At 59.3% G+C, this 19,051-nt stretch carries 17 protein-coding genes and 2 pseudogenes; 12 read left to right on the forward strand and 7 right to left on the reverse strand.

Translation table 11 applies throughout. The features are described 5' to 3' along the window. The first annotated feature begins 11 nt into the window (after positions 1 to 11). A complete protein-coding gene (locus ACI514_RS23050) occupies positions 12 to 725 on the forward strand; it encodes a hypothetical protein (RefSeq protein ID WP_160055190.1) in 714 nt (237 codons plus the stop codon). Between the two features lie 63 nt (positions 726 to 788). Here ACI514_RS23050 and ACI514_RS23055 read toward each other — a convergent pair whose 3' ends face one another. The 4 genes and pseudogenes from ACI514_RS23055 to ACI514_RS23070 all read right to left on the reverse strand — a co-directional run bounded on the left by ACI514_RS23055 (position 789) and on the right by ACI514_RS23070 (position 3,355). Then, positions 789 to 1,634: a methyl-accepting chemotaxis protein gene (locus ACI514_RS23055; RefSeq protein ID WP_405124242.1), complete on the reverse strand. Its 846-nt coding sequence runs from the start codon at positions 1,632 to 1,634 to the stop codon at positions 789 to 791. 21 nt (positions 1,635 to 1,655) lie between these two features. Then, positions 1,656 to 2,726, reverse strand: a pseudogene (locus ACI514_RS23060) (cache domain-containing protein); the annotation flags it as partial. A gap of 99 nt (positions 2,727 to 2,825) precedes the next feature. After that, positions 2,826 to 3,128: a cell division protein ZapA gene (locus ACI514_RS23065; protein ID WP_064117128.1), complete on the reverse strand. Its 303-nt coding sequence runs from the start codon at positions 3,126 to 3,128 to the stop codon at positions 2,826 to 2,828. Continuing rightward, on the reverse strand, positions 3,125 to 3,355 hold the full coding sequence (locus tag ACI514_RS23070) for a hypothetical protein (protein ID WP_016987570.1): 231 nt from the start codon (positions 3,353 to 3,355) through the stop codon (positions 3,125 to 3,127). Before ACI514_RS23070 ends, ACI514_RS23065 begins: the two co-directional genes overlap by 4 nt. A gap of 278 nt (positions 3,356 to 3,633) precedes the next feature. Here ACI514_RS23070 and ACI514_RS23075 point away from each other — a divergent pair, with 278 nt between their 5' ends. The 4 genes from ACI514_RS23075 (at position 3,634) to selO (ending at position 12,229) form a co-directional block, all read left to right on the forward strand. Then, positions 3,634 to 5,259: a methyl-accepting chemotaxis protein gene (locus tag ACI514_RS23075; protein WP_175552975.1), complete on the forward strand. Its 1,626-nt coding sequence runs from the start codon at positions 3,634 to 3,636 to the stop codon at positions 5,257 to 5,259. A gap of 327 nt (positions 5,260 to 5,586) precedes the next feature. Further along, positions 5,587 to 7,329 (forward strand): potassium/proton antiporter, encoded by a 1,743-nt coding sequence (locus tag ACI514_RS23080; protein ID WP_007909521.1) that lies wholly within the window; start codon positions 5,587 to 5,589, stop codon positions 7,327 to 7,329. 34 nt (positions 7,330 to 7,363) lie between these two features. After that, the gene (gene mscK / locus ACI514_RS23085) at positions 7,364 to 10,717 is read left to right on the forward strand and encodes a mechanosensitive channel MscK (RefSeq protein WP_405122447.1); all 3,354 of its coding nucleotides are present in this window, start codon (positions 7,364 to 7,366) and stop codon (positions 10,715 to 10,717) included. 48 nt (positions 10,718 to 10,765) lie between these two features. Further along, positions 10,766 to 12,229: a protein adenylyltransferase SelO gene (gene selO, locus ACI514_RS23090; RefSeq protein ID WP_405122448.1), complete on the forward strand. Its 1,464-nt coding sequence runs from the start codon at positions 10,766 to 10,768 to the stop codon at positions 12,227 to 12,229. A gap of 7 nt (positions 12,230 to 12,236) precedes the next feature. On the opposite strand, the gene ACI514_RS23095 is transcribed toward selO, so the two are convergent. Then, on the reverse strand, positions 12,237 to 12,638 hold the full coding sequence (locus tag ACI514_RS23095) for a type II toxin-antitoxin system HigA family antitoxin (RefSeq protein WP_405122449.1): 402 nt from the start codon (positions 12,636 to 12,638) through the stop codon (positions 12,237 to 12,239). Continuing rightward, a pseudogene (locus tag ACI514_RS23100) lies at positions 12,635 to 12,932 on the reverse strand (type II toxin-antitoxin system HigB family toxin). The gene ACI514_RS23095 and the pseudogene ACI514_RS23100 overlap by 4 nt, the downstream one beginning before the upstream one ends. Positions 12,933 to 13,127: 195 nt before the next feature. Here ACI514_RS23100 and trxC point away from each other — a divergent pair. Continuing rightward, positions 13,128 to 13,562, forward strand: a complete 435-nt coding sequence (gene trxC / locus ACI514_RS23105; protein ID WP_405122450.1) for a thioredoxin TrxC — start codon at positions 13,128 to 13,130, stop codon at positions 13,560 to 13,562. Positions 13,563 to 13,689: 127 nt separating this feature from the next. Here trxC and ACI514_RS23110 read toward each other — a convergent pair whose 3' ends face one another. After that, the gene (locus ACI514_RS23110) at positions 13,690 to 14,460 is read right to left on the reverse strand and encodes a ParA family protein (RefSeq protein WP_038360142.1); all 771 of its coding nucleotides are present in this window, start codon (positions 14,458 to 14,460) and stop codon (positions 13,690 to 13,692) included. A 356-nt stretch (positions 14,461 to 14,816) separates the two neighbouring features. Between ACI514_RS23110 and ACI514_RS23115 the strand changes: the two genes are divergently transcribed. The 6 genes from ACI514_RS23115 to ACI514_RS23140 are packed head-to-tail and all read left to right on the forward strand — an operon-like array spanning position 14,817 to position 19,050. Further along, the gene (locus ACI514_RS23115; protein WP_405122451.1) at positions 14,817 to 15,542 is read left to right on the forward strand and encodes a beta-ketoacyl synthase chain length factor; all 726 of its coding nucleotides are present in this window, start codon (positions 14,817 to 14,819) and stop codon (positions 15,540 to 15,542) included. Next, complete coding sequence (locus tag ACI514_RS23120; protein ID WP_134175903.1) at positions 15,518 to 16,327, forward strand: 1-acyl-sn-glycerol-3-phosphate acyltransferase; 810 nt, start codon at positions 15,518 to 15,520, stop codon at positions 16,325 to 16,327. The genes ACI514_RS23115 and ACI514_RS23120 overlap by 25 nt, the downstream gene beginning before the upstream one ends. Further along, the gene (locus ACI514_RS23125; RefSeq protein ID WP_016983882.1) at positions 16,308 to 16,568 is read left to right on the forward strand and encodes a phosphopantetheine-binding protein; all 261 of its coding nucleotides are present in this window, start codon (positions 16,308 to 16,310) and stop codon (positions 16,566 to 16,568) included. The genes ACI514_RS23120 and ACI514_RS23125 overlap by 20 nt, the downstream gene beginning before the upstream one ends. A gap of 9 nt (positions 16,569 to 16,577) precedes the next feature. Next, positions 16,578 to 16,832, forward strand: a complete 255-nt coding sequence (locus ACI514_RS23130) for an acyl carrier protein (RefSeq protein ID WP_007909503.1) — start codon at positions 16,578 to 16,580, stop codon at positions 16,830 to 16,832. Beyond that, positions 16,829 to 17,374: a hypothetical protein gene (locus ACI514_RS23135; protein WP_160055169.1), complete on the forward strand. Its 546-nt coding sequence runs from the start codon at positions 16,829 to 16,831 to the stop codon at positions 17,372 to 17,374. Before ACI514_RS23130 ends, ACI514_RS23135 begins: the two co-directional genes overlap by 4 nt. Next, complete coding sequence (locus ACI514_RS23140) at positions 17,371 to 19,050, forward strand: AMP-binding protein (protein ID WP_405122452.1); 1,680 nt, start codon at positions 17,371 to 17,373, stop codon at positions 19,048 to 19,050. Before ACI514_RS23135 ends, ACI514_RS23140 begins: the two co-directional genes overlap by 4 nt. The last annotated feature ends 1 nt before the right edge of the window (position 19,051 follow it).

Consider the following 19,051-nt stretch of genomic DNA (forward strand, 5'->3'; position numbering starts at 1 on the left):
GAGCGAACGCCATGAACAGCAAAGCGGCCGCAAAAACCATCAAACTTGCCGGACTGGTAACGCGGGACGATTGCGTTCTCGCCTCAATTTCGCAGTTTGGCACGCGAAACGGCACTGAATGGACGCACACGGACTCAGAAGAGTCCATCGTCATCAGCAAGAATCACCAGCATCTCTCTAATGAGAGATCAATTGTCAGCATCACAACGTCACCTGATAAAGCTGTGCCCGGCTTCGAAACGACAGCGGCAGAAATGTTCCAGGTCATTTCGGCAGAAGACCGATATGACACAAATAATCGTGTTGCCTACAAAGAGTTTTCACGCCAGGTCGGCAGTGATTGGCGCTCGGTAGTGTATGGCGGGGCTGATTTGAGCGACCAGTCAGCACCATTGGAGATTGATCCCTACATCATTCTTAACGAAGAACAGTTTATTTTCTCGGCACGATTCAATGACGTGGTGAAAGAACCGAATGCAGCGCGTGTATCAGAAAAGCGTTATATCAAAAAGGGCAAGGACCTCTACCAGGCCATGGTAATTACTTCCGAGTACATCTATGCCACTGTCAGGGATTTCGATAGTTACGATATGTTCAGAACGATCGCGACTGGGGACAAGTATCACGAAGGCTCGCAGGTGTGGACTGTCCAGGAGAAACGAGTGTTTTATTTAACGACAATCGGCAAAATCGATTTTTATGGGCGGGAAATTCTGCTGTTTTGAACACATTGCTCAAGCCAGAGCCGACGCGCTTTTGCAGTGCGTCGGCATAGGACAACCATATGTTTAACTTAAGCGAAACCCACCCATCTGCCGCGCCAGATCATCCGCCAACCTCTGCAACATCTGACAATCCTCACGACAAGCCCTGACCTCCCCCGCCGTCGCCCGCGCCAGATCGGAAATCCCCTGCACATTGCGATTGATCTCTTCCGTCACCGCCGACTGCTCTTCCGTCGCCGTAGCCACTTGATGGTTCATGTCACTGATGCGCTCGACCTGACCGGTAATCGCCGTCAACGAAGCCCCAGTGCGCTGGCTCGACTCAACCCCGGTGCCGGTTGCCGCCTGGCCGGTGCGCATCGACGACACGGCGTTTTCCGCGCCTTGCTTGAGGCTGCCGATCATCTGCTGGATTTCATCGGTGGATGCCTGAGTGCGGCGCGCCAAGGTGCGTACTTCATCGGCAACAACTGCAAAGCCGCGCCCCATGTCCCCGGCGCGCGCCGCTTCGATGGCGGCATTAAGTGCCAGCAGGTTGGTCTGCTCGGACACGCCACGAATCACTGCTAATACAGAGTCGATCGAGGCCACTTGATGTGCCAGCTCACCGACCGCACCCGCCGCTACGCCAATCTCATCCGACATGCTTTCAATATGCTTGATCGAGCCGCCAACCACTTCCCGCGCCTGCATCGCTTCATCCCGCGCGGTTTGCGAAGCGAGTGCCGCGTTACCAGCGTTCTGCGCAATCTCCTGCACGGTCAGGCCCATCTCGTGAACCGCAGTTGCGACCATGTCGGTCATTTCCTGCTGGCGGCCGGAACGCTCAGCGGTGTTCTCCACCACTTTCGCCACTTGCCCCACAGCCGTGCGCAGACGTTCGCTGGTGGTCAGCACTTCGCCGATCATGCCGCGCTGGCTATCGAGGAAACGGTTGAAGCCGCGGGCGAGGTCGCCCAGCTCATCGGCGCGGCTGGAATCTAACCGGCGGGTCAAATCTCCACCGCCGCTACCGATTGCTACGAGCGCGGCTGTTACCTGACGAATCGGCCGCACCAGCCCTTGCGCCAGCCACACCACCAACGCGAGACACACCAGCGCTACCGCCAGACCGATGCCGCCACTCATCCACATCGCCTTGCGGGCCTCGGCATAGATCTGCAACTGCGGCACTTCGGCCACCAAGGTCCAGCCCAGATCACGCAGAGGAAGGCTGAAGGCGAGGAAGTCTTCGCCATCTCTTTGGAAGCTGCTGCTGATCGCCTTTTTCTGGCCCATGACGGACTGCGCCGCATTGGCGCCAATCTGCTCGCTCAAGGTGCGTTTGCCGCTGAACTGCGCTTCGGGATGCACTTGGATCAAACCGTCGGAGCGCACGAGATAGACCTTGCCGCGCTGACCAAAGCTGAAGTTGTGAATCAGCTCCGACAGCTCTTTCATGCTCAAACCAAGCCCGGCTACGCCGACCACTTTACCGGCCTGCTCGACTTTCAGATCGATGAACAGCGCCAATTCTCCGGTGGCGCCGTCGTTGTCGATATTGAGGGTGCGCGGCTGATTGCTGTCGAGGAAGGAATAGAACCACGCGTCGGCCGGTTTGGAACGACTGAGGGTGCGATCCAGGCCTTTTTCGGTGATGTAATGATTGGATTCGGTGCCGATGATCAAAGCGGTAAAGGCTTTATGTTCGGCGCGGATGCCTTCCAGATACTGCGCGAAGCCCGCCGTTTTGCTGCTGTCTTCGCCTGAGGCGAGCCAGTCGCGGACCATCGTATTGCTGGCGATATCTTTGGCCGCCGTCAGCGGTTGCACAAGGATGCGTTCGATATCGTTGCGCGTCGCTTCGATGCTCGATGGCAGCGCTTGCTCGACCAGATAGCTCTGGGCGAGGCGGTTGACCACCAGGGTATAAATGCCAACCACGATCAGGATACTGACCAGCAGGGCGGTGCCCATGCTGAGAATCAGTTGCCATTGAATACTGCGTCGCCACAACTGCATGGAGCACCCCCAAAGAATAAGTGGCCGAAACAATGCAACAGCCGTGCCGATTGTATACAACCCGATCGACAATCTATTCTTTGGTTGTGCGCAACCCGATCAACCCTGATTGATGGTCTTGGCGATAGTGTCGACCGTGGCGCTGACTTGCTCTTGGTAACGGTCGAGTTCTTCTTTGTGCTGCTTCTTCATTTCAATCTGCTGCGAGCACAGATTCATCGCCGCGAGCACCAGCAAGCGGTCACCGATCAATGTCGGGTATTTGCGCTTGGTGTCATCCAGCGCTGCCTTGAGCATCATGGCCGCGTCCAGCAGGGTCTGTTCTTCCCCGGCCGGTGCCTTGATCGAATAGTCCTCCCCGAGAATGGAGACGACTTTTACCCCTGCTGTGTGGTGGTTCATGCGCTGACAGGACCTGCGTTGACGCGATCAACCAGGGCTTGAATGCGGGCTGCGGTGGCGCCGTGCTTTTCTTCCTGCTCCATCAGGTTCAGTTGCAGGCTTTCGTTTTCATCCTTGGCCTGGGCCAGTTCCGTGGACAAGGTCTGGTTGGTCTGCGCAAGGCTCTGGTTCTGTTGCACCAGGTCGCTGACGAGCTGTTCCAATTGGCTGAGGGATGCTTCCAACATTTTGATCTTCCAAGCGTTTTTCAAAGGGCGCGTACGATAAAGAAAAGTCACCACGGATGCCAGGGTTAAACCGGCGCAAGGCCTTGATTTTCCTGGTGGCGGATCGTTCCTGCGAGTTTTAAAGACTGTGATCTGCCGATCTGGTTCCTGCACTTCGTCGCCCCAGCCCTTCTGCGACAAATACGCACAGTGCCTCAAGACTTTAGTCGTATGACCGATAAGTCATCCATATCGCAGTCTCAGCCCGCATGGAAGCGGCCCTCTCTTGGTATCCGCCCATGTCCCTCCGCAATATGAATATCGCCCCACGGGCGTTTACCGGCTTCGCCCTGATCGGCGGCCTGATGCTGATTCTCGGTGTGTTCGCGCTGAATCAGATGAGCAAAATCCGCGCAGCAGGCGAAGACATCGCCACCGCCAGCGTGCCTTCGATCAAGGCCCTCGACGAATTCACCCAACTGACCCTGCGCCTGCGCGTTTTGTCGTATCGGTTGCTGATCAATCGTGAACCGGACGTTCAACAAAAGACTGTCGAGCTGTTCGCGCTGCGCAACAAGCAGATCGCCGACGCCCAGCGCGCCTACGAACCGTTGATCGACGGCCCGCAAGAACGTGCGGCTTACGATCAATACGTGCAGTTGCTCGCGCAGTACCGCCAGCTTGAAGACCGGATGAAAACCCTGTCGCGCAACAATCAGATCGATGAACTGCGGCAGATGCTCAACTCGGACTTGCTGAGCAACTCGGAAGCGGTGAACACCGCCCTGGCGCGGCTGTTGGAGATCAACACCCAGCAAATCGCCGACACGGATAAAGGCGCAAGCGAGCAGTTTTCGATGTCTTTCAACCTTGTGGTCACGTTGTTGGTGATCGCCACTGGCCTGACGTTCCTCTTCGCCTGGCTGCTGACCGTCAGCATTACCAAGCCGATCTCCAAAGCATTGGAAGCTGCGGAAACCATCGCCGAAGGCAACCTGACCCAGCCGATCCACGTTGACGGTGAAGACGAGGCAGGCCGTCTGCTCGCGGCCATGGCGAAGATGCAATCGAAGCTGCGTGACACCCTGCAGCGTATTTCCGGCTCGGCGACTCAGTTGGCTTCGGCGGCTGAAGAACTGAACAGCGTCACCGACGAAAGCGCCCGTGGCCTGACTCAGCAGAACAACGAAATCGAACAGGCGGCCACCGCCGTCAATGAGATGACCAGCGCTGTGGAAGAAGTCGCACGCAACGCGGTGAGTACTTCGGAAGCCTCGAAAAACGCCACCACCTCCGCCGGCGACGGTCGGGACCTGGTGCAAGAAACCGTGAGCGCCATCGAACGCATGAGCGCCGATGTGCAGAGCACTGCGTCGTTGATCGGTGATCTGGCCAATGAATCCCGTGACATCGGCAAGGTGCTGGATGTGATTCGTGGCCTGGCTGATCAAACCAACCTGCTGGCGCTGAACGCGGCAATTGAAGCAGCGCGTGCCGGTGAGGCCGGTCGTGGTTTTGCGGTAGTGGCCGATGAAGTACGTGCCCTCGCGCACCGCACACAGCAGTCGACCAGCGAAATCGAGCGGATGATCGGCAGCATTCAGAGCGGTACCGAACACGCCGTGGATTCGATGCGCAACAGCACCGAGCGCGCCGAGTCGACCCTGAACATCGCCCGTGGTGCCGGCATGTCGCTGGACACCATCAACACCGCCATCGTCGAGATCAACGAGCGCAATCTGGTGATCGCCAGCGCCGCCGAAGAACAGGCGCAAGTGGCGCGGGAAGTGGATCGCAACCTGGTGAACATCCGCGACCTGTCAGTGCAATCGGCGACTGGGGCGAATCAGACGAGTGCGGCGAGCAATGAACTGTCGCGGTTGGCGCTGGATCTGAACAACATGGTTGGGCGGTTTAGCCTGTAATTCTGTAGATCAAGATCAAGATCAAAAGCGCCCTCACCCCAGCCCTCTCCCAAAGGGAGAGGGGGAAAGGGAGCAGATCGGGGGTCTTTCAGATTTTCAGTTCGGCGCGATATTTCAGGTCGATGTACCTCGCCCAAACACCTCAATCAGTCCCCTCTCCCTCCGGGAGAGGGCTAGGGTGAGGGCAGCAATCGCCCGCCGAACACAAAACCTGATGCCACACTGAAAAACCTTTTTGACAGCATCACATTTCAACAGGTTAGAATCGCTGGCACGCAGACTGCATGGTCAGTTTGTGCCCGTCTTTACGCTTCTGGAGTACTGCCTTTGAATGCGACGACCATCAACAGCCTGTTCTTGATCGGCGCGTTGCTGGTAGGCGCAAGCATTCTTGTCAGTTCGCTTTCTTCCCGTCTCGGCATTCCGATTCTGGTCATTATTCTTGCGGTCGGCATGGCCGCCGGGGTCGATGGCGGCGGGATCATTTTCGATAACTACCCGACGGCCTATCTGGTCGGCAACCTTGCGCTGGCGGTGATCCTCCTCGACGGAGGCCTGCGTACGCGGGTGTCGAGTTTCCGCGTGGCCTTGTGGCCGGCGTTGTCGCTGGCCACGGTCGGGGTGTTGATCACCACCGGGCTGACCGGCATGGCCGCCGCCTGGTTGTTCGACCTCAATCTGATTCAAGGTCTGTTGATCGGCGCCATCGTTGGCTCAACCGACGCCGCGGCGGTGTTCTCGCTGCTCGGCGGCAAAGGCCTGAACGAACGGGTCACCGCCAGTCTGGAAATCGAATCCGGCAGCAACGACCCGATGGCGGTGTTTCTCACTGTCACTCTGATCGACATGCTCGCCAGCGGCCAGACCGGCCTGCACTGGAGCCTGTTGACCCATCTGATCCGCGAGTTCGGCATCGGCGGCGTGATCGGTCTCGGTGGCGGCTGGCTGATGCTGCAACTGGTCAACCGGATCAATCTGGCCGCCGGCCTGTATCCGATTCTGGTGATCGCTGGCGGTCTGGTGGTGTTCGCCCTGACCAACGCCCTGCACGGCAGCGGCTTCCTCGCCGTTTATCTGTGCGGTCTGGTCATCGGCAACCGCCCGGTGCGCAGCCGCCACGGCATTCTGCACATGCTCGACGGCATGGCATGGCTGGCGCAGATCGGCATGTTCCTGGTCTTGGGGCTGCTCGTGACCCCGCACGACTTGCTGCCGATAGCCCTGCCCGCTCTCGGTCTGGCGCTGTGGATGATTCTGTTTGCGCGGCCGCTGTCGGTGATGGTCGGCCTGCTACCGTTCAAGGCCTTCCACGGTCGCGAAAAAGCCTTTATTTCCTGGGTTGGCCTGCGCGGCGCGGTACCGATCATTCTCGCGGTGTTCCCGCTGATGGCCGGGCTGCCGAATGCGCAGCTGTACTTCAACCTCGCGTTCTTTATCGTGCTGGTGTCGCTGCTGGTGCAGGGCACGAGCCTGCCGTGGGTCGCCAAGCTGCTGAAAGTCACGGTACCGCCGGAGCCTGCGCCGATTTCCCGGGCGGCGCTGGAAGTCCACGTCACCAGCGAATGGGAGCTGTTCGTTTACAAGCTCGGTGCGGAGAAATGGTGCATCGGTTCGCCCCTGCGCGAACTGAAAATGCCCGAAGGCACACGTATCGCCGCCTTGTTTCGTGGCCAGCAACTGCTCCATCCGTCGGGTAGTACGGTGTTGGAAGTCGATGATTTACTGTGTGTTATCGGCCATGAACACAACCTCGGCGCGCTCGGAAAACTGTTCAGCCAAGCGCCGCAGCGCGGTCTCGATCTGCGCTTCTTCGGTGATTTCGTGCTTGAAGGAGACGCCCAGCTTAAAGCGGTTGCCGCACTCTATGGCCTGCCGGCCGAGGGTATTGATCCGGACATGACCCTGGGCGCCTTCATCGCCCACAAAGTCGGTGGCGCACCCATCGTCGGCGACCAGGTGGAGTGGAACAACACCCACTGGACGGTTGCGGTCATGGACGGGAACAAGATCGGCAAAGTGGGCGTCAGATTCCCCGAAGGAAGTCGCCCGGGCCCCGGGCTCTTCCTCTAAACTGCGTCCACTCTCACTTGCTTGACCGGTCTCTATGCCTACCCTGCGCTCCTTTTTCGCCGCGGCCCTGCTGGGCCTGAGTCTCACTGTCGGCCCGCTGTACGCCGCCGAACCACCGTCCAGCGACGCCGTGCAGGCCAGTCTCGACAAGCTGGCCGACAGCAAACTGCCAGATGCCGATAAGAAGACCCTGCAGACCGTCCTGCAGAACACGCTCAATCAGCTGAACAACCAGCGTGATTACGAGCAGAAACTGATCGATCTCAAGCAGCAACTGGCGAGCGCGCCCAAGCAGACGATTGAAAGCACCCGCGAACTGACGCGCCTCAAGGCTACGGCCGTGGTGCCGGTGGCACAGCGTTTTCCCAAAGAGTCGATTCAGCAACTGGAGCAAATCCTCACCGATCGCTCGACTCAGCAAAGTGACCTGCAAAAAGCCCTCGCCGACGCCAACAGCCTGATCATCACCGCACAGACGCGCCCCGAGCGTGCTCAGGCAGAGATTTCCGCCAGCCAGACGCGCATCCAGCAGATCAACAACATCCTCAAGTCCGGCAAGGACGCGGGTAAAACCGTCACCGCCGAGCAGCGCGACCAGTTGAACGCCGAACTGGCGGCGCTGAATGCGCTGATTCCGTTGCGCCGTCAGGAGCTGGCCGGCAACAGCCAGTTGCAGGATCTGGGCAACGCTCAGCATGACTTGCTCTCGGAGAAGTCCGACCGCCTCGACCGCGAGATCCAGGAACTGCAAACCCTGATCAACCAGAAGCGTCTGGCGCAGTCGCAGGAAACCGTGACCCAGCAGTCGATCGAAGCGCAGAAGGCCGGTAGCAGCAGTCTGCTGGCCATCGAAAGCACGGCCAACCTCAAACTCTCCGACTACCTGCTGAAAAGCACTGACCGCCTCAACGGAGTCACCCAGCAGAATCTGCAGACCAAACAACAGCTCGACAGCCTGACCCAAAGCGATTCAGCGCTGGACGAGCAGATCAGCGTGCTCAAGGGCAGCCTGCTGCTGTCGAAGATTCTCTACAAACAGAAACAAGCCCTGCCGCGACTCAAGGTCGACCGCGACCTGGCGGATCAGATCGCCGACATTCGCTTGTGGCAATTCGACGTCAGCCAGCAGCGTGAGCAACTGAGCAATCCCGCCGCCTATGTCGACAATTTGCTGGCCACTCAGCCGCCGGAGCAGGTCACCCCGCAATTGCGCAAAAACCTGCTGGAGCTGGCCAACACCCGCGCCGACCTGCTGGAGCGACTGAATCGCGAACTGAGCGCCATGCTCAACGAGTCGATCACCCTGCAACTCAATCAGAAACAACTGCTGAGCACCGCGCAGGGGCTGCGTGCGACGCTCGATGAGCAGATGTTCTGGATTCCGAGCAACAAGCCGCTGGATCTGGAATGGATGCGCGCGGTGCCGGAGCGCCTGAAGCGTCAGGTCGACACCCTGCCATGGGCGTCCAGCCTCAGCGAGCTGACCGACGGTCTGACCCAGCGCCCGTTGCTGTTCCTGCCGCTGGCGCTGCTAATCGGTGCACTGCTGTGGCGGCGCAAAAATCTGTACGCGCGGCTGAACAAGGTTCACCAGGACATCGGCCACTTCAAGCGTGACAGCCAGTGGCACACGCCGCAGGCGATTCTGATCAATATTCTGTTGGCGATGCCGGTCGCGTTGGGCCTGGCCTTGTGTGGTCTGGCGTTGCAGATCGACGCGCGCGGACAGAACGCCAACATGGGCGCGGCTTTGCTGCAGATGGGTCAGGCGTGGCTGGTGTTCTACACCGCTTACCGGATTCTGGCGCCGGGCGGCGTGGCGGAACTGCACTTCCGTTGGGAGAAACCTCAGGTTGAATTCCTGCAAGGCTGGATCCGTCGACTGGGTCTGGTGGTCATGGCGCTGGTGACCATTGTTGCCGTCGCCGAATTGCAACCGGCGGCCCTGGCCGATGATGTGCTCGGCATGCCGGTGGTGCTGACTTGCTACGCCTTGATGGCATGGCTGCTCAGCCGTCTACTGATCAGCAGCCCGGCCCACGAGAACACCTCGTTGTTCCGCAAGGCCGTCGGTGTGATGTTCACCCTGCTGCCGATCGCCTTGTTCGTGGCGGTGTGCTTCGGCTACTACTACACCGCGCTGAAACTCAGCGACCGCTTGATCAACACCCTGTACCTGCTGATGTTCTGGCTGGTGATCGAAGCGACTTTCGTCCGTGGCCTGAGCGTTGCCGCGCGACGCCTGGCCTATCAACGCGCCCTGGCCAAACGTCAGGCCGCAAAAGAGGCTGGCGACGGCGAAGCGGTGATCGAAGAGCCGACGCTGGACATCGAAAAGGTCAACGAGCAGTCCCTGCGCCTGATCCGTCTGGCCCTGCTCGGCGGTTTCATTGCCGCGCTTTACTGGGTCTGGTCGGACCTGATTTCGGTGTTCTCCTACCTCGACAACATCACCCTCTACGAATACACCAGCGGCACCGGCGCCAACATGAGCATGGTGCCGATCAGCATCGGCGACATGCTCGGCGCGCTGATCATCATCGGCATCACCTTCGCCCTCGCGCGCAACTTGCCCGGCCTGCTCGAAGTGTTTGTGCTGTCCAAGCTCAATCTGGCTCAGGGCAGTGCCTACGCGACCACGACGTTGCTGTCGTACGTGATCGCTGGCGTCGGCTTCGTCTCGACCCTGTCGACCCTCGGCGTGAGTTGGGACAAGTTGCAATGGCTGGTGGCGGCGCTGTCGGTCGGCCTCGGTTTCGGCATGCAGGAGATCTTTGCGAACTTCATCTCCGGCATCATGATCCTCTTCGAACGCCCGGTACGGATCGGTGACACCATCACCATCGGCAACCTGTCGGGCACGGTGAGCAAGATCCGCATCCGCGCCACGACCATCACCGATTTCGACCGCAAGGACATCATTGTCCCGAACAAGACGTTCATTACCGGGCAACTGATCAACTGGTCGCTGACCGACACCATCACCCGCGTCACACTGAAGCTCGGCGTCGATTACGGCTCGGATCTGGATCTGGTCAAAGAACTGCTGCTCAAGGCTGCGCGCGAGAACCCGCGCGTGCTCAAGGAACCCGAGCCGCACGTGTACTTCCTCAACTTCGGCGAAAGCACCCTCGACCACGAGTTGCGCATGCACGTGCGCGACCTCGGCGACCGCAACCCGGTGCTCGATGAGGTCAACCGCTTCATCAACCGCGAGTTCAAGAAGCAGCACATCAACATCTCGTTCCGCCAGATGGAGGTTTACCTGAAGAACCTGCACGGTCAGGAATACAAGATGGTGCCGATCGAACCGGAAACGAAAACCATCGTGCCGGTCGCCGACGATCAGAAACCGCTGCAAGAGCCGCCGCCGGCCAAACTCGACTAACCGGCCTATACCCAGCAGAATGCTCGGACATTCTGCTGGAGCCGGCCCTTGAAAGCCCTCGACGAACTGACCTTCGATAATCGCTTCGCCCGCCTGGGCGATGCGTTCTCCGCCCATGTGCTGCCCGAGCCGATCGACCATCCGCGTCTGGTCGTCGCGAGCCCGGCGGCGCTGGCCCTGCTTGATCTCGACCCGGCGACCGCCGAAACCCAAGAGTTTGCTGAACTGTTCGGCGGCCACAAGCTGTGGGCCGATGCCGAACCACGGGCGATGGTCTACTCCGGGCATCAGTTCGGTGGCTACACGCCGCAACTTGGTGACGGTCGGGGCTTGCTGCTCGGCGAGGTCTACAACACTGCCGGCGAGCATTGGGACTTGCACCTCAAGGGCGCCGGGCAGACGCCGTTTTCGCGTATGGGTGATGGCCGTGCGGTGCTGCGTTCGTCGATCCGTGAATTCCTTGCTTCCGAAGCGTTGTACGCGTTGAACATTCCTTCGTCGCGCGCGGCTTGTGTGATCGGCTCCGACACCCCGGTCTGGCGTGAAAAGCAGGAACGCGCAGCGATGGTGCTGCGTCTGGCGCCGAGCCACATCCGCTTCGGCCACTTCGAATACTTCTATTACACCAAGCGTCCCGAGCAGCAAAAGCAGCTGGGCGAACACGTATTGGCGATGCACTTTCCCGAATGTCTGGAACAGCCGGAACCGTATCTGGCGATGTTCCGCGAAATCGTCGAACGCAACGCCGAACTGATTGCCAAGTGGCAGGCCTATGGCTTCTGTCACGGCGTGATGAACACCGACAACATGTCGATCCTTGGCATCACCTTCGACTTCGGCCCGTTTGCCTTCCTCGATGATTTCGACACCAACTTCATCTGCAACCACTCCGATGATCAGGGCCGCTACTCGTTCAGCAATCAGGTGCCGGTTGGCCAGTGGAACCTCAGTGCATTGGCTCAAGCGTTGACGCCGTTCATCAGTGTTGAAGCCCTGCGCGAAACCCTCGGCTTGTATTTGCCATTGTTCCAGGCGCACTACCTCGACCTGATGCGCCGCCGCCTCGGCTTCACTACCGCTGAAGACGAAGACCAGAAGCTGCTGGAAGACCTACTGCAACTGATGCAGAACAGCGGCGTCGACTACACGCTGTTCTTCCGCCGACTCGGTGAAGAGTCGGCCGAACAGGCCGTCGCCCGGTTGCGTGATGACTTCGTCAACATCAAGGGTTTTGATGCCTGGGGTGAACGCTACGTCGCCCGGGTTGCCCGCGATGGCGATGCTGATCAAACGCAGCGCCAAGCGCGGATGCATGCGGTCAATCCGCTATACATCCTGCGCAATTACCTGGCGCAAAAAGCCATCGATGCGGCTGAGCAAGGGGATTACTCAGAAGTACGCCGGCTGCACGCGGTGCTGAGCAAACCGTTTGAAGAGCAGCCGGGGATGGACGGTTATGCCGAGCGGCCGCCGGAGTGGGGCAAGCATTTGGAGATCAGTTGTTCGTCTTGAACCAGCATCAGGTAAACACATCGATTGGCACATTGAAGCGCTCTGCCAACCAACGAATCTGGCGCAAGTTAAGCTTGCGCTTGCCGTTCAAAATCTCCGAAACAACCGACTGAGTACCAACACCCGGCAAGTCGCTCTGAGTCAGGCCGTGCTCACGCATCATGTAACCGAGAACCTCTTCGCCACTTGCCTGGGCCATGGGGTGATGGGTGTGATCCCATTCTTCGATCCAGTCACCGATGATGTCGACCAAGCTCATCAACGGGTGCGACTCATCATCGCCGGTAATTTCCACCAGTTCGTCGACTGCCAATACCAAAGCATCGTAGTCGTCTTCGTTTTTCGGTTTCCGAACCACTGGAGAGACAAATTCCCAGTGCTCGACAACCGTTTTAATCAAAACATTCATACCCTACCCTCCTTCCATTTACCGCGGTCATATTCGCGGTGATCCATCACATGCTTTATGTAGAGGTCTCTGAGAGCGATAACTGACAAAAGCAATCAGTCTCAATTTATTGCCACCGATATCGAAGACATGAAACTCGCCAACCTTGTCGGTCGCAGGAAATATCGATTTCATCGCTGAAAAATCCTTTGGATAAATTCTGCTCGCCAAACGAAACCACTGCGCCAGAGCACTTGCTGCTTGTGGCCATTGCTCCTTGGCCTGTCGAATGGGTTTTTCACTGAACACATGCATGCAACATCCTTATCGCATTCTGCTATGGGGAGTTAATCACAAACCAAAAATATCGCAAGTTGCGATAACACTAGGCAGACCAATGGATTGGCCTGCTGCGTCTTCAGCCTAGGCACAACGCGAGAGCCTGCACGATTGAAAATATGAGCAAACGTCTCCAACTAGGTGTTATCAGCTCAATTCCGGATTTCGCTCATGACCACCCCACTCCTCATCCCCTGCCCCTCCTGCAACGGCCTCAACCGCATCCCTGCCGAGCGCCTCGCGGATCAGCCCAAGTGCGGACGCTGCAAATCCGCCGTGCTGCGGAACAAACCCTTCGAACTCAAGCAAGGCGATTACGCCAGCCAGATCAAGGGGGATTTACCGCTGTTGGTTGATGTCTGGGCGGAATGGTGTGGGCCGTGCAAGTCATTTGCGCCGGTGTTCGAGCAAGCGGCGGCGCAGTTGGCGGGCAAGTGCCGCTTGGCCAAGCTTGATAGTGAAGCGAATCAGCAGTTGTCGGCGCAGTTGGGGATTCGCTCGATTCCGAGTCTGATTCTTTTCAAGAACGGAAAGGAAGTGGCGCGGCAGAGTGGCGCGTTGCCGTTGCCGCAATTGATGGCGTGGCTGCGTAGCCAAGGGATCTGACACACCGCCAAACAATGTAGGAGTGAGCCTGCTCGCGATAGCGTCCTGTCAGCCAACACTTGAGTGACTGAAAGGAAGCTATCGCGAGCAGGCTCACTCCTACAGGGGATCTGCGTAGCTCAGGAGATCAGTGATCTTCGAGCAAATTGTGCAGTTCGACGAACTGCTGGGTCAGCTTGTGTCGCGGGTCGAGGTGGATCAGCGGCATGCTGGCCTGGTGCGATTCGCGCATGCGCACCGAACTGGTCAGATACACCGGCAGAACCGGCAAGCCTTCGGCAATCAACTCATCAAGAATCTGCTGTGGCAGGCTCGCCCGGGCCTGGAACTGGTTGACTACGATGCCTTCGACTTCCAGTCCTTCGTTATGGTCATCTTTCAGCTCTTCGATTTCCGCGATCAGGCCGTACAAGGCCTGACGGGAGAAACTGTCGCAATCGAAGGGAATCAGCACACGATCAGCGGCAATCAGCGCCGAAACCGCATAGAAATTCAGCGCTGGCGGCGTATCGAGGTAGATGCGGTCGTAATCTTCAGACAACTCATCGAGCAACTTACGCAGCTTGTTGATCTTGTGCTTGGCCTCAAGTTTGGGCTGCAAATCGGCCAGCTCGGCCGTCGCGGTGATGATGTGCAGGTTGTCGAACGGCGTTTCGTAAATATCCGCCTGATTCTTCTTCGAGAACGGCCCCGAGGACAGCGTCTGCTTGAAGAAGTCGGCAATGCCCATCGGGATGTCGTTGCCAGTCAGCCCGGTCAGATATTGAGTGGAGTTGGCCTGGGCATCAAGGTCCACCAACAGCGTGCGATAACCCTCGCTGGCGCTGACCGCCGCCAGATTGCAGGCAATGCTGGACTTGCCTACGCCACCTTTCTGATTGAACACCACGCGCCGCATGACCAAACCTCCGTGTATCAAAGAATGACCGAGTGTAGATGCGCTCGACCTCGCTTCGCTACCTTCACGGACACGGACTACAAAGTCAGGTGCAAATATCCGCGGACAGATAGGGCAATCGCCGCCATTGATCGCCGAGATGCCCGACAGACAAGCCGCTCACGATCTGGATAATGGCCAAGTGACAGTTTTCTTGCGAACCACTCGGTACATTTCGTTGCGCAAAATGTAACCAGCATTTGCTACACACCCGTCGCACCGGGATAATGCGCGCCACCCGGCGCCATGCGCCACGTCAAGCCTGCTGCGGCTCTGGCCACTCAACGCGTCAACGAATGCCCGCAGGGGCGGGATGAATGTCCGTGATCAACTTCAACATCGCCCAATGGCGCGCGTGGGCTCCCGGGCTCGACAGCGTGGACGCCTGGCAGGCCTGGAGCCGACAACCGGTGGTACTCCAGAGCAGCGATGCCGCGCCCGATGTGTCGTTTTTGCTGGCCATGCAACGCCGCCGCCTCAGCCGACTGGCACGCATGGCGTTCAGCGTTGGCTGGCCCCTCGCCGACGGACGGGAGGATCTGCCGCTGGTGTTCGTTTCGCGTCACGGCGAAACCCCGCGTACCTACGAGATCCTCACCGATCTGGCCAACGAACAGCCCCTGTCGCCGACGCAGTTCAGCTTGTCGGTGCACAACGCGATTATCGGCCTGTGGTCGATCATGCGCGGCGAGACCAGCGAAATGACCGCCCTCGCCGCTGCCGGCGACGGCCTCGAACACGGCATGCTCGAAGCCGCAGCCCTGCTCAATGAGGGCGCCCCGGCGGTGCTGCTGGTGATCACAGAAGAACAACCGCCCGAAGCGTATTCAGCGTGGATCGACGACGTGCCGTTTCCGTACGCGCTCGGCCTTTTGCTCACCCCCGGTACCGACTGGCGGCTGACCCTGAACAGCACCACAGAAACACGGTCAAAAGCGCACTGGCCCCACGCGCTCACTCTGCTGCGAACCCTGCTTGGCCAGCAACCCCTTTGCCAACATGCCTGGAAAAATCGTGTATGGACCTGGCAACGCAACCCGTGACCGAAAAAAACCGCGACGCCTATTACTGGCGCCTGCTGGCTACCGCCGCAAGCTTCGCCCTGTTCGGGCTGGGGGGACTGTGCCTGCGCGTACTGGTGTTTCCGTTACTCGGATGCCTGCCGGGTGATGCGCTGAAACATCGGCAGCGCGCGCGGCAGACCGTCAGTCGGCTGTTCTGGTTTTTCGTGCGCTTCATGGCCCGTACCGGCGTGTTGACGTATGACATTCAAGGGGCCGAACGTCTTGGCCGTCCCGGGCAGATGATCATCGCCAACCACCCGTCGTTGATCGACGTAGTGTTCCTGATCGGACTGGTGCGCCAAGCCAATTGCGTGGTCAAGAAAACCCTGTGGGAAAACCCCTTCACCCGTGGCCCGCTGCGCAGCACCGAATACATCAGTAACGACGGCAGCATGGACATGCTCGATGCCGCTGCCCAGTCCCTGCAAAACGGCCAGACCCTGATCATCTTTCCGGAAGGCACGCGCACCCAGCCAGGTCAGGCGCCGGCCTTTCATCGCGGGGCGGCAGCGATTGCCCTGCGCGGTGCGAAAATAGTCACGCCGGTGATCATCAAGGTCAACCCGACCACGCTGACCAAAGCCGAACCCTGGTATCGGATCCCCAGCCGCCGCGTGCACTTCAGTTTTCGCGTCGGGGCCGATATAGACCCACAGACTTTCGCCGCGCAAGGGCCAGCCCCGCAAGCCTCGCGCAAGCTCAACGATTATTTGCACACCTACTTTATTAAGGAGCTCGCCGAAGATGAGCGATCTGAATCGTGATATCAAACTACTGATCATCGATGCTCTCGGCCTCGAAGACATCAGTGTCGACGACATCGGCGACGAGCAGACGCTGTTCGGCGAAGGCCTGGGCCTGGATTCCGTCGACGCGCTGGAACTGGGTCTGGCGATCCAGAAAAAATACGGCATCAAGATCGACGCCGACGCCAAAGACACCCGTAACCATTTCACCAACGTGGCCAGCCTTGCGGCATTCGTCACGGCAAAACAGGCAGCTTGAGACCGGACCATGCAAACTCGTGACGATATTTTCAACACCCTGCGCGATGCCTTGGTCGAGCTGTTCGAACTGGATCCGGCCCGTGTGAGCCTGGAGTCCAACCTGTATCAGGATCTGGAAATCGACAGCATCGATGCGGTCGATCTGATCGATCACATCAAGCGCCAGACCGGCAAGAAAATCGCCGCCGAAGAGTTCAAATCGGTGCGCACTGTCGGTGACGTGGTCGAGGCGGTCTACCGCCTGGTTCAACCGGCCGCATGAGCCGACTGATCGGCCTCGGCCTGCTGCTGGCCGGTCTGCTGTACCCCTTTGCGGTGTATTTCGGCATGGAGCACTTTGCTCCATGGCAGTTCGGCCTGCTGCTGGGCAGCCTGTGGCTGGCGCGGGCGCTGACCGGCGAGCGCAAGCCCGGCAGCCTGTGGATGGCCTGTGTGGCGATCGTCTTCTGCCTGTTGCTGGCGCTGTTCGACAGTCCGCTGTTGCTGCGCTGGTACCCGGTGCTGATCAGCGGCTTCATGCTGGTGCTGTTCAGCCTTAGCCTGAAATACGGCCCGCCGATGGTCGAGCGGCTGGCGCGCTTGCGTGAACCAGAGCTGCCGGACATCGCGATCCACTATACGCGCAAGGTCACGGTGGCCTGGAGCGTGTTTTTCTTCTGCAACGGTTTGTGCGCCGCCCTGCTGACACTGTGGGCGCCGCTGAATTGGTGGATGTTGTACACCGGCCTGATCTCCTATGGATTGATCGGCCTGATGTTTGCCATTGAATGGCTGATACGACAACGGGTAAGAGGCCGTACATGAACTGGATAAAGCTTGAGCAGCTGTTGCTCAAGGCTGCGCCGGCGCGGGCTGTCAGCCACGCACCGGCCCTCGATCACGCGCAACTGTGCGAGCAGGCGCTGAGCGTTGCCGCCGGTCTGCAAGCGCAAGGCGTGAAGCGCCTGGCTGTGCACCTGGAAGATGCCGCAGAACTGGCCATCGCTTTGCTGGGCGCATGGCGTGCCGGCGTCAGTGTGCTGCTGCCCTCGGATCTGCAAGCACAAACCCGCCAGCGCTGGTCGGCTGAAGTCGATCAGTGGCTGACGGATCACGCCGATGACGCGCAGCTGAGCGACTTTCATCAGCCGCCGTTGCCCGGCGCCGAGCTGGATCTCGACCAGTGCCGTCTGAGCCTGTGCACGTCCGGCTCCAGCGGCGAGCCCAAGCGCATCGACAAAACCCTGCGCCAACTGGCCAATGAAGTCGAAGCGCTGGAGCAACTGTGGGGCGCCGATCTCGGTGAGGCCTGCATCATCGGCAGCGTCGCCACCCAGCATATTTACGGTTTGCTGTTTCGCGTGCTGTCGCCGCTGTGTGCCGGGCGCCCGTTTGCGCGTAAACAACTGGCGTTTCCCGAAGACTTGCAGCGTGCCAGCCGCGAACATCCGGCCTTCGCCTGGATTGCCAGTCCGGCGCTGCTCAAACGCATGGGCGACAACCTTGACTGGCCGGCCCTGAGCGCCGTGCGCCGGGTGTTTTCCTCCGGCGGCGCGTTGCCCTTTGAAGCCGCGCAGAGTCTGCAACAACGCTTGCAACAATGGCCGACGGAAATCCTCGGTAGCTCGGAAACCGGTGGCATTGCCTGGCGTCAGGGCGAACAACTGTGGCAACCGTTTGCCGGTGTTGAATTGAGCCAAGACAGCGAAGGCGCCCTGCTGATCGCTTCACCTTACCTGCCCGCCGGGCACGTCGAACACACCGCTGACGCTGCGCGCATCGCCGCCGATGGCCGCTTCGAACTGCTCGGGCGGCTGGACCGGATCGTCAAACTGGAAGAAAAACGCATCTCTCTGCCCATGCTCGAACAAGCCTTGGTTGCCCACGAATGGGTCGCCGAAGCGCGCTTGGGCGTGGTCCAGGAAAACCGTGCTTCCCTCGGTGCGTTGCTGGTGCTTAGCGAGGATGGCCTGTTTGCCTTGCGTGAGCACGGCCGTCGCAGCCTGACTGAAACCCTGCGCCAGCATTTGCGCCAACACTGCGAAGCCCTGGCCCTGCCCCGCCGCTGGCGACTGGTGCGGCAATTGCCGTTGAACAGCCAAGGCAAGCTGCCGCAGGCCGACGTTGAAGCGCTGTTGATGGCGCCGCGACCGAAATCGCCGGAAGTGCTGTCGCAGGTCGAGACCGAGGGTGAATGGAGTCTGCAACTGAGCGTGCCGCCGGATCTGGCTTATTTCAGTGGTCACTTTCCCAAAGCTCCAGTATTGCCCGGTGTGGTGCAGGTGGAATGGGCGCTGAACCTTGGGCGGCAGTTGCTGAATCTGACCGGCCCGTTTGCCGGGATGGAAGTGCTGAAGTTCCAGCAACTGGTGCGCCCCGGTGATGAAATCCAGTTGCACCTGCGCTTTGATCCTGAGCGCCGCAAATTGTATTTCGCTTACCGTAATGACACGGCAACCTGCTCCAGTGGGCGGATTCTTTTGGGTGTAGAGCATGATTGAC

This window comes from Pseudomonas sp. M20 (genome assembly GCF_045037865.1).
Taxonomy (GTDB): Bacteria; Pseudomonadota; Gammaproteobacteria; order Pseudomonadales; family Pseudomonadaceae; genus Aquipseudomonas.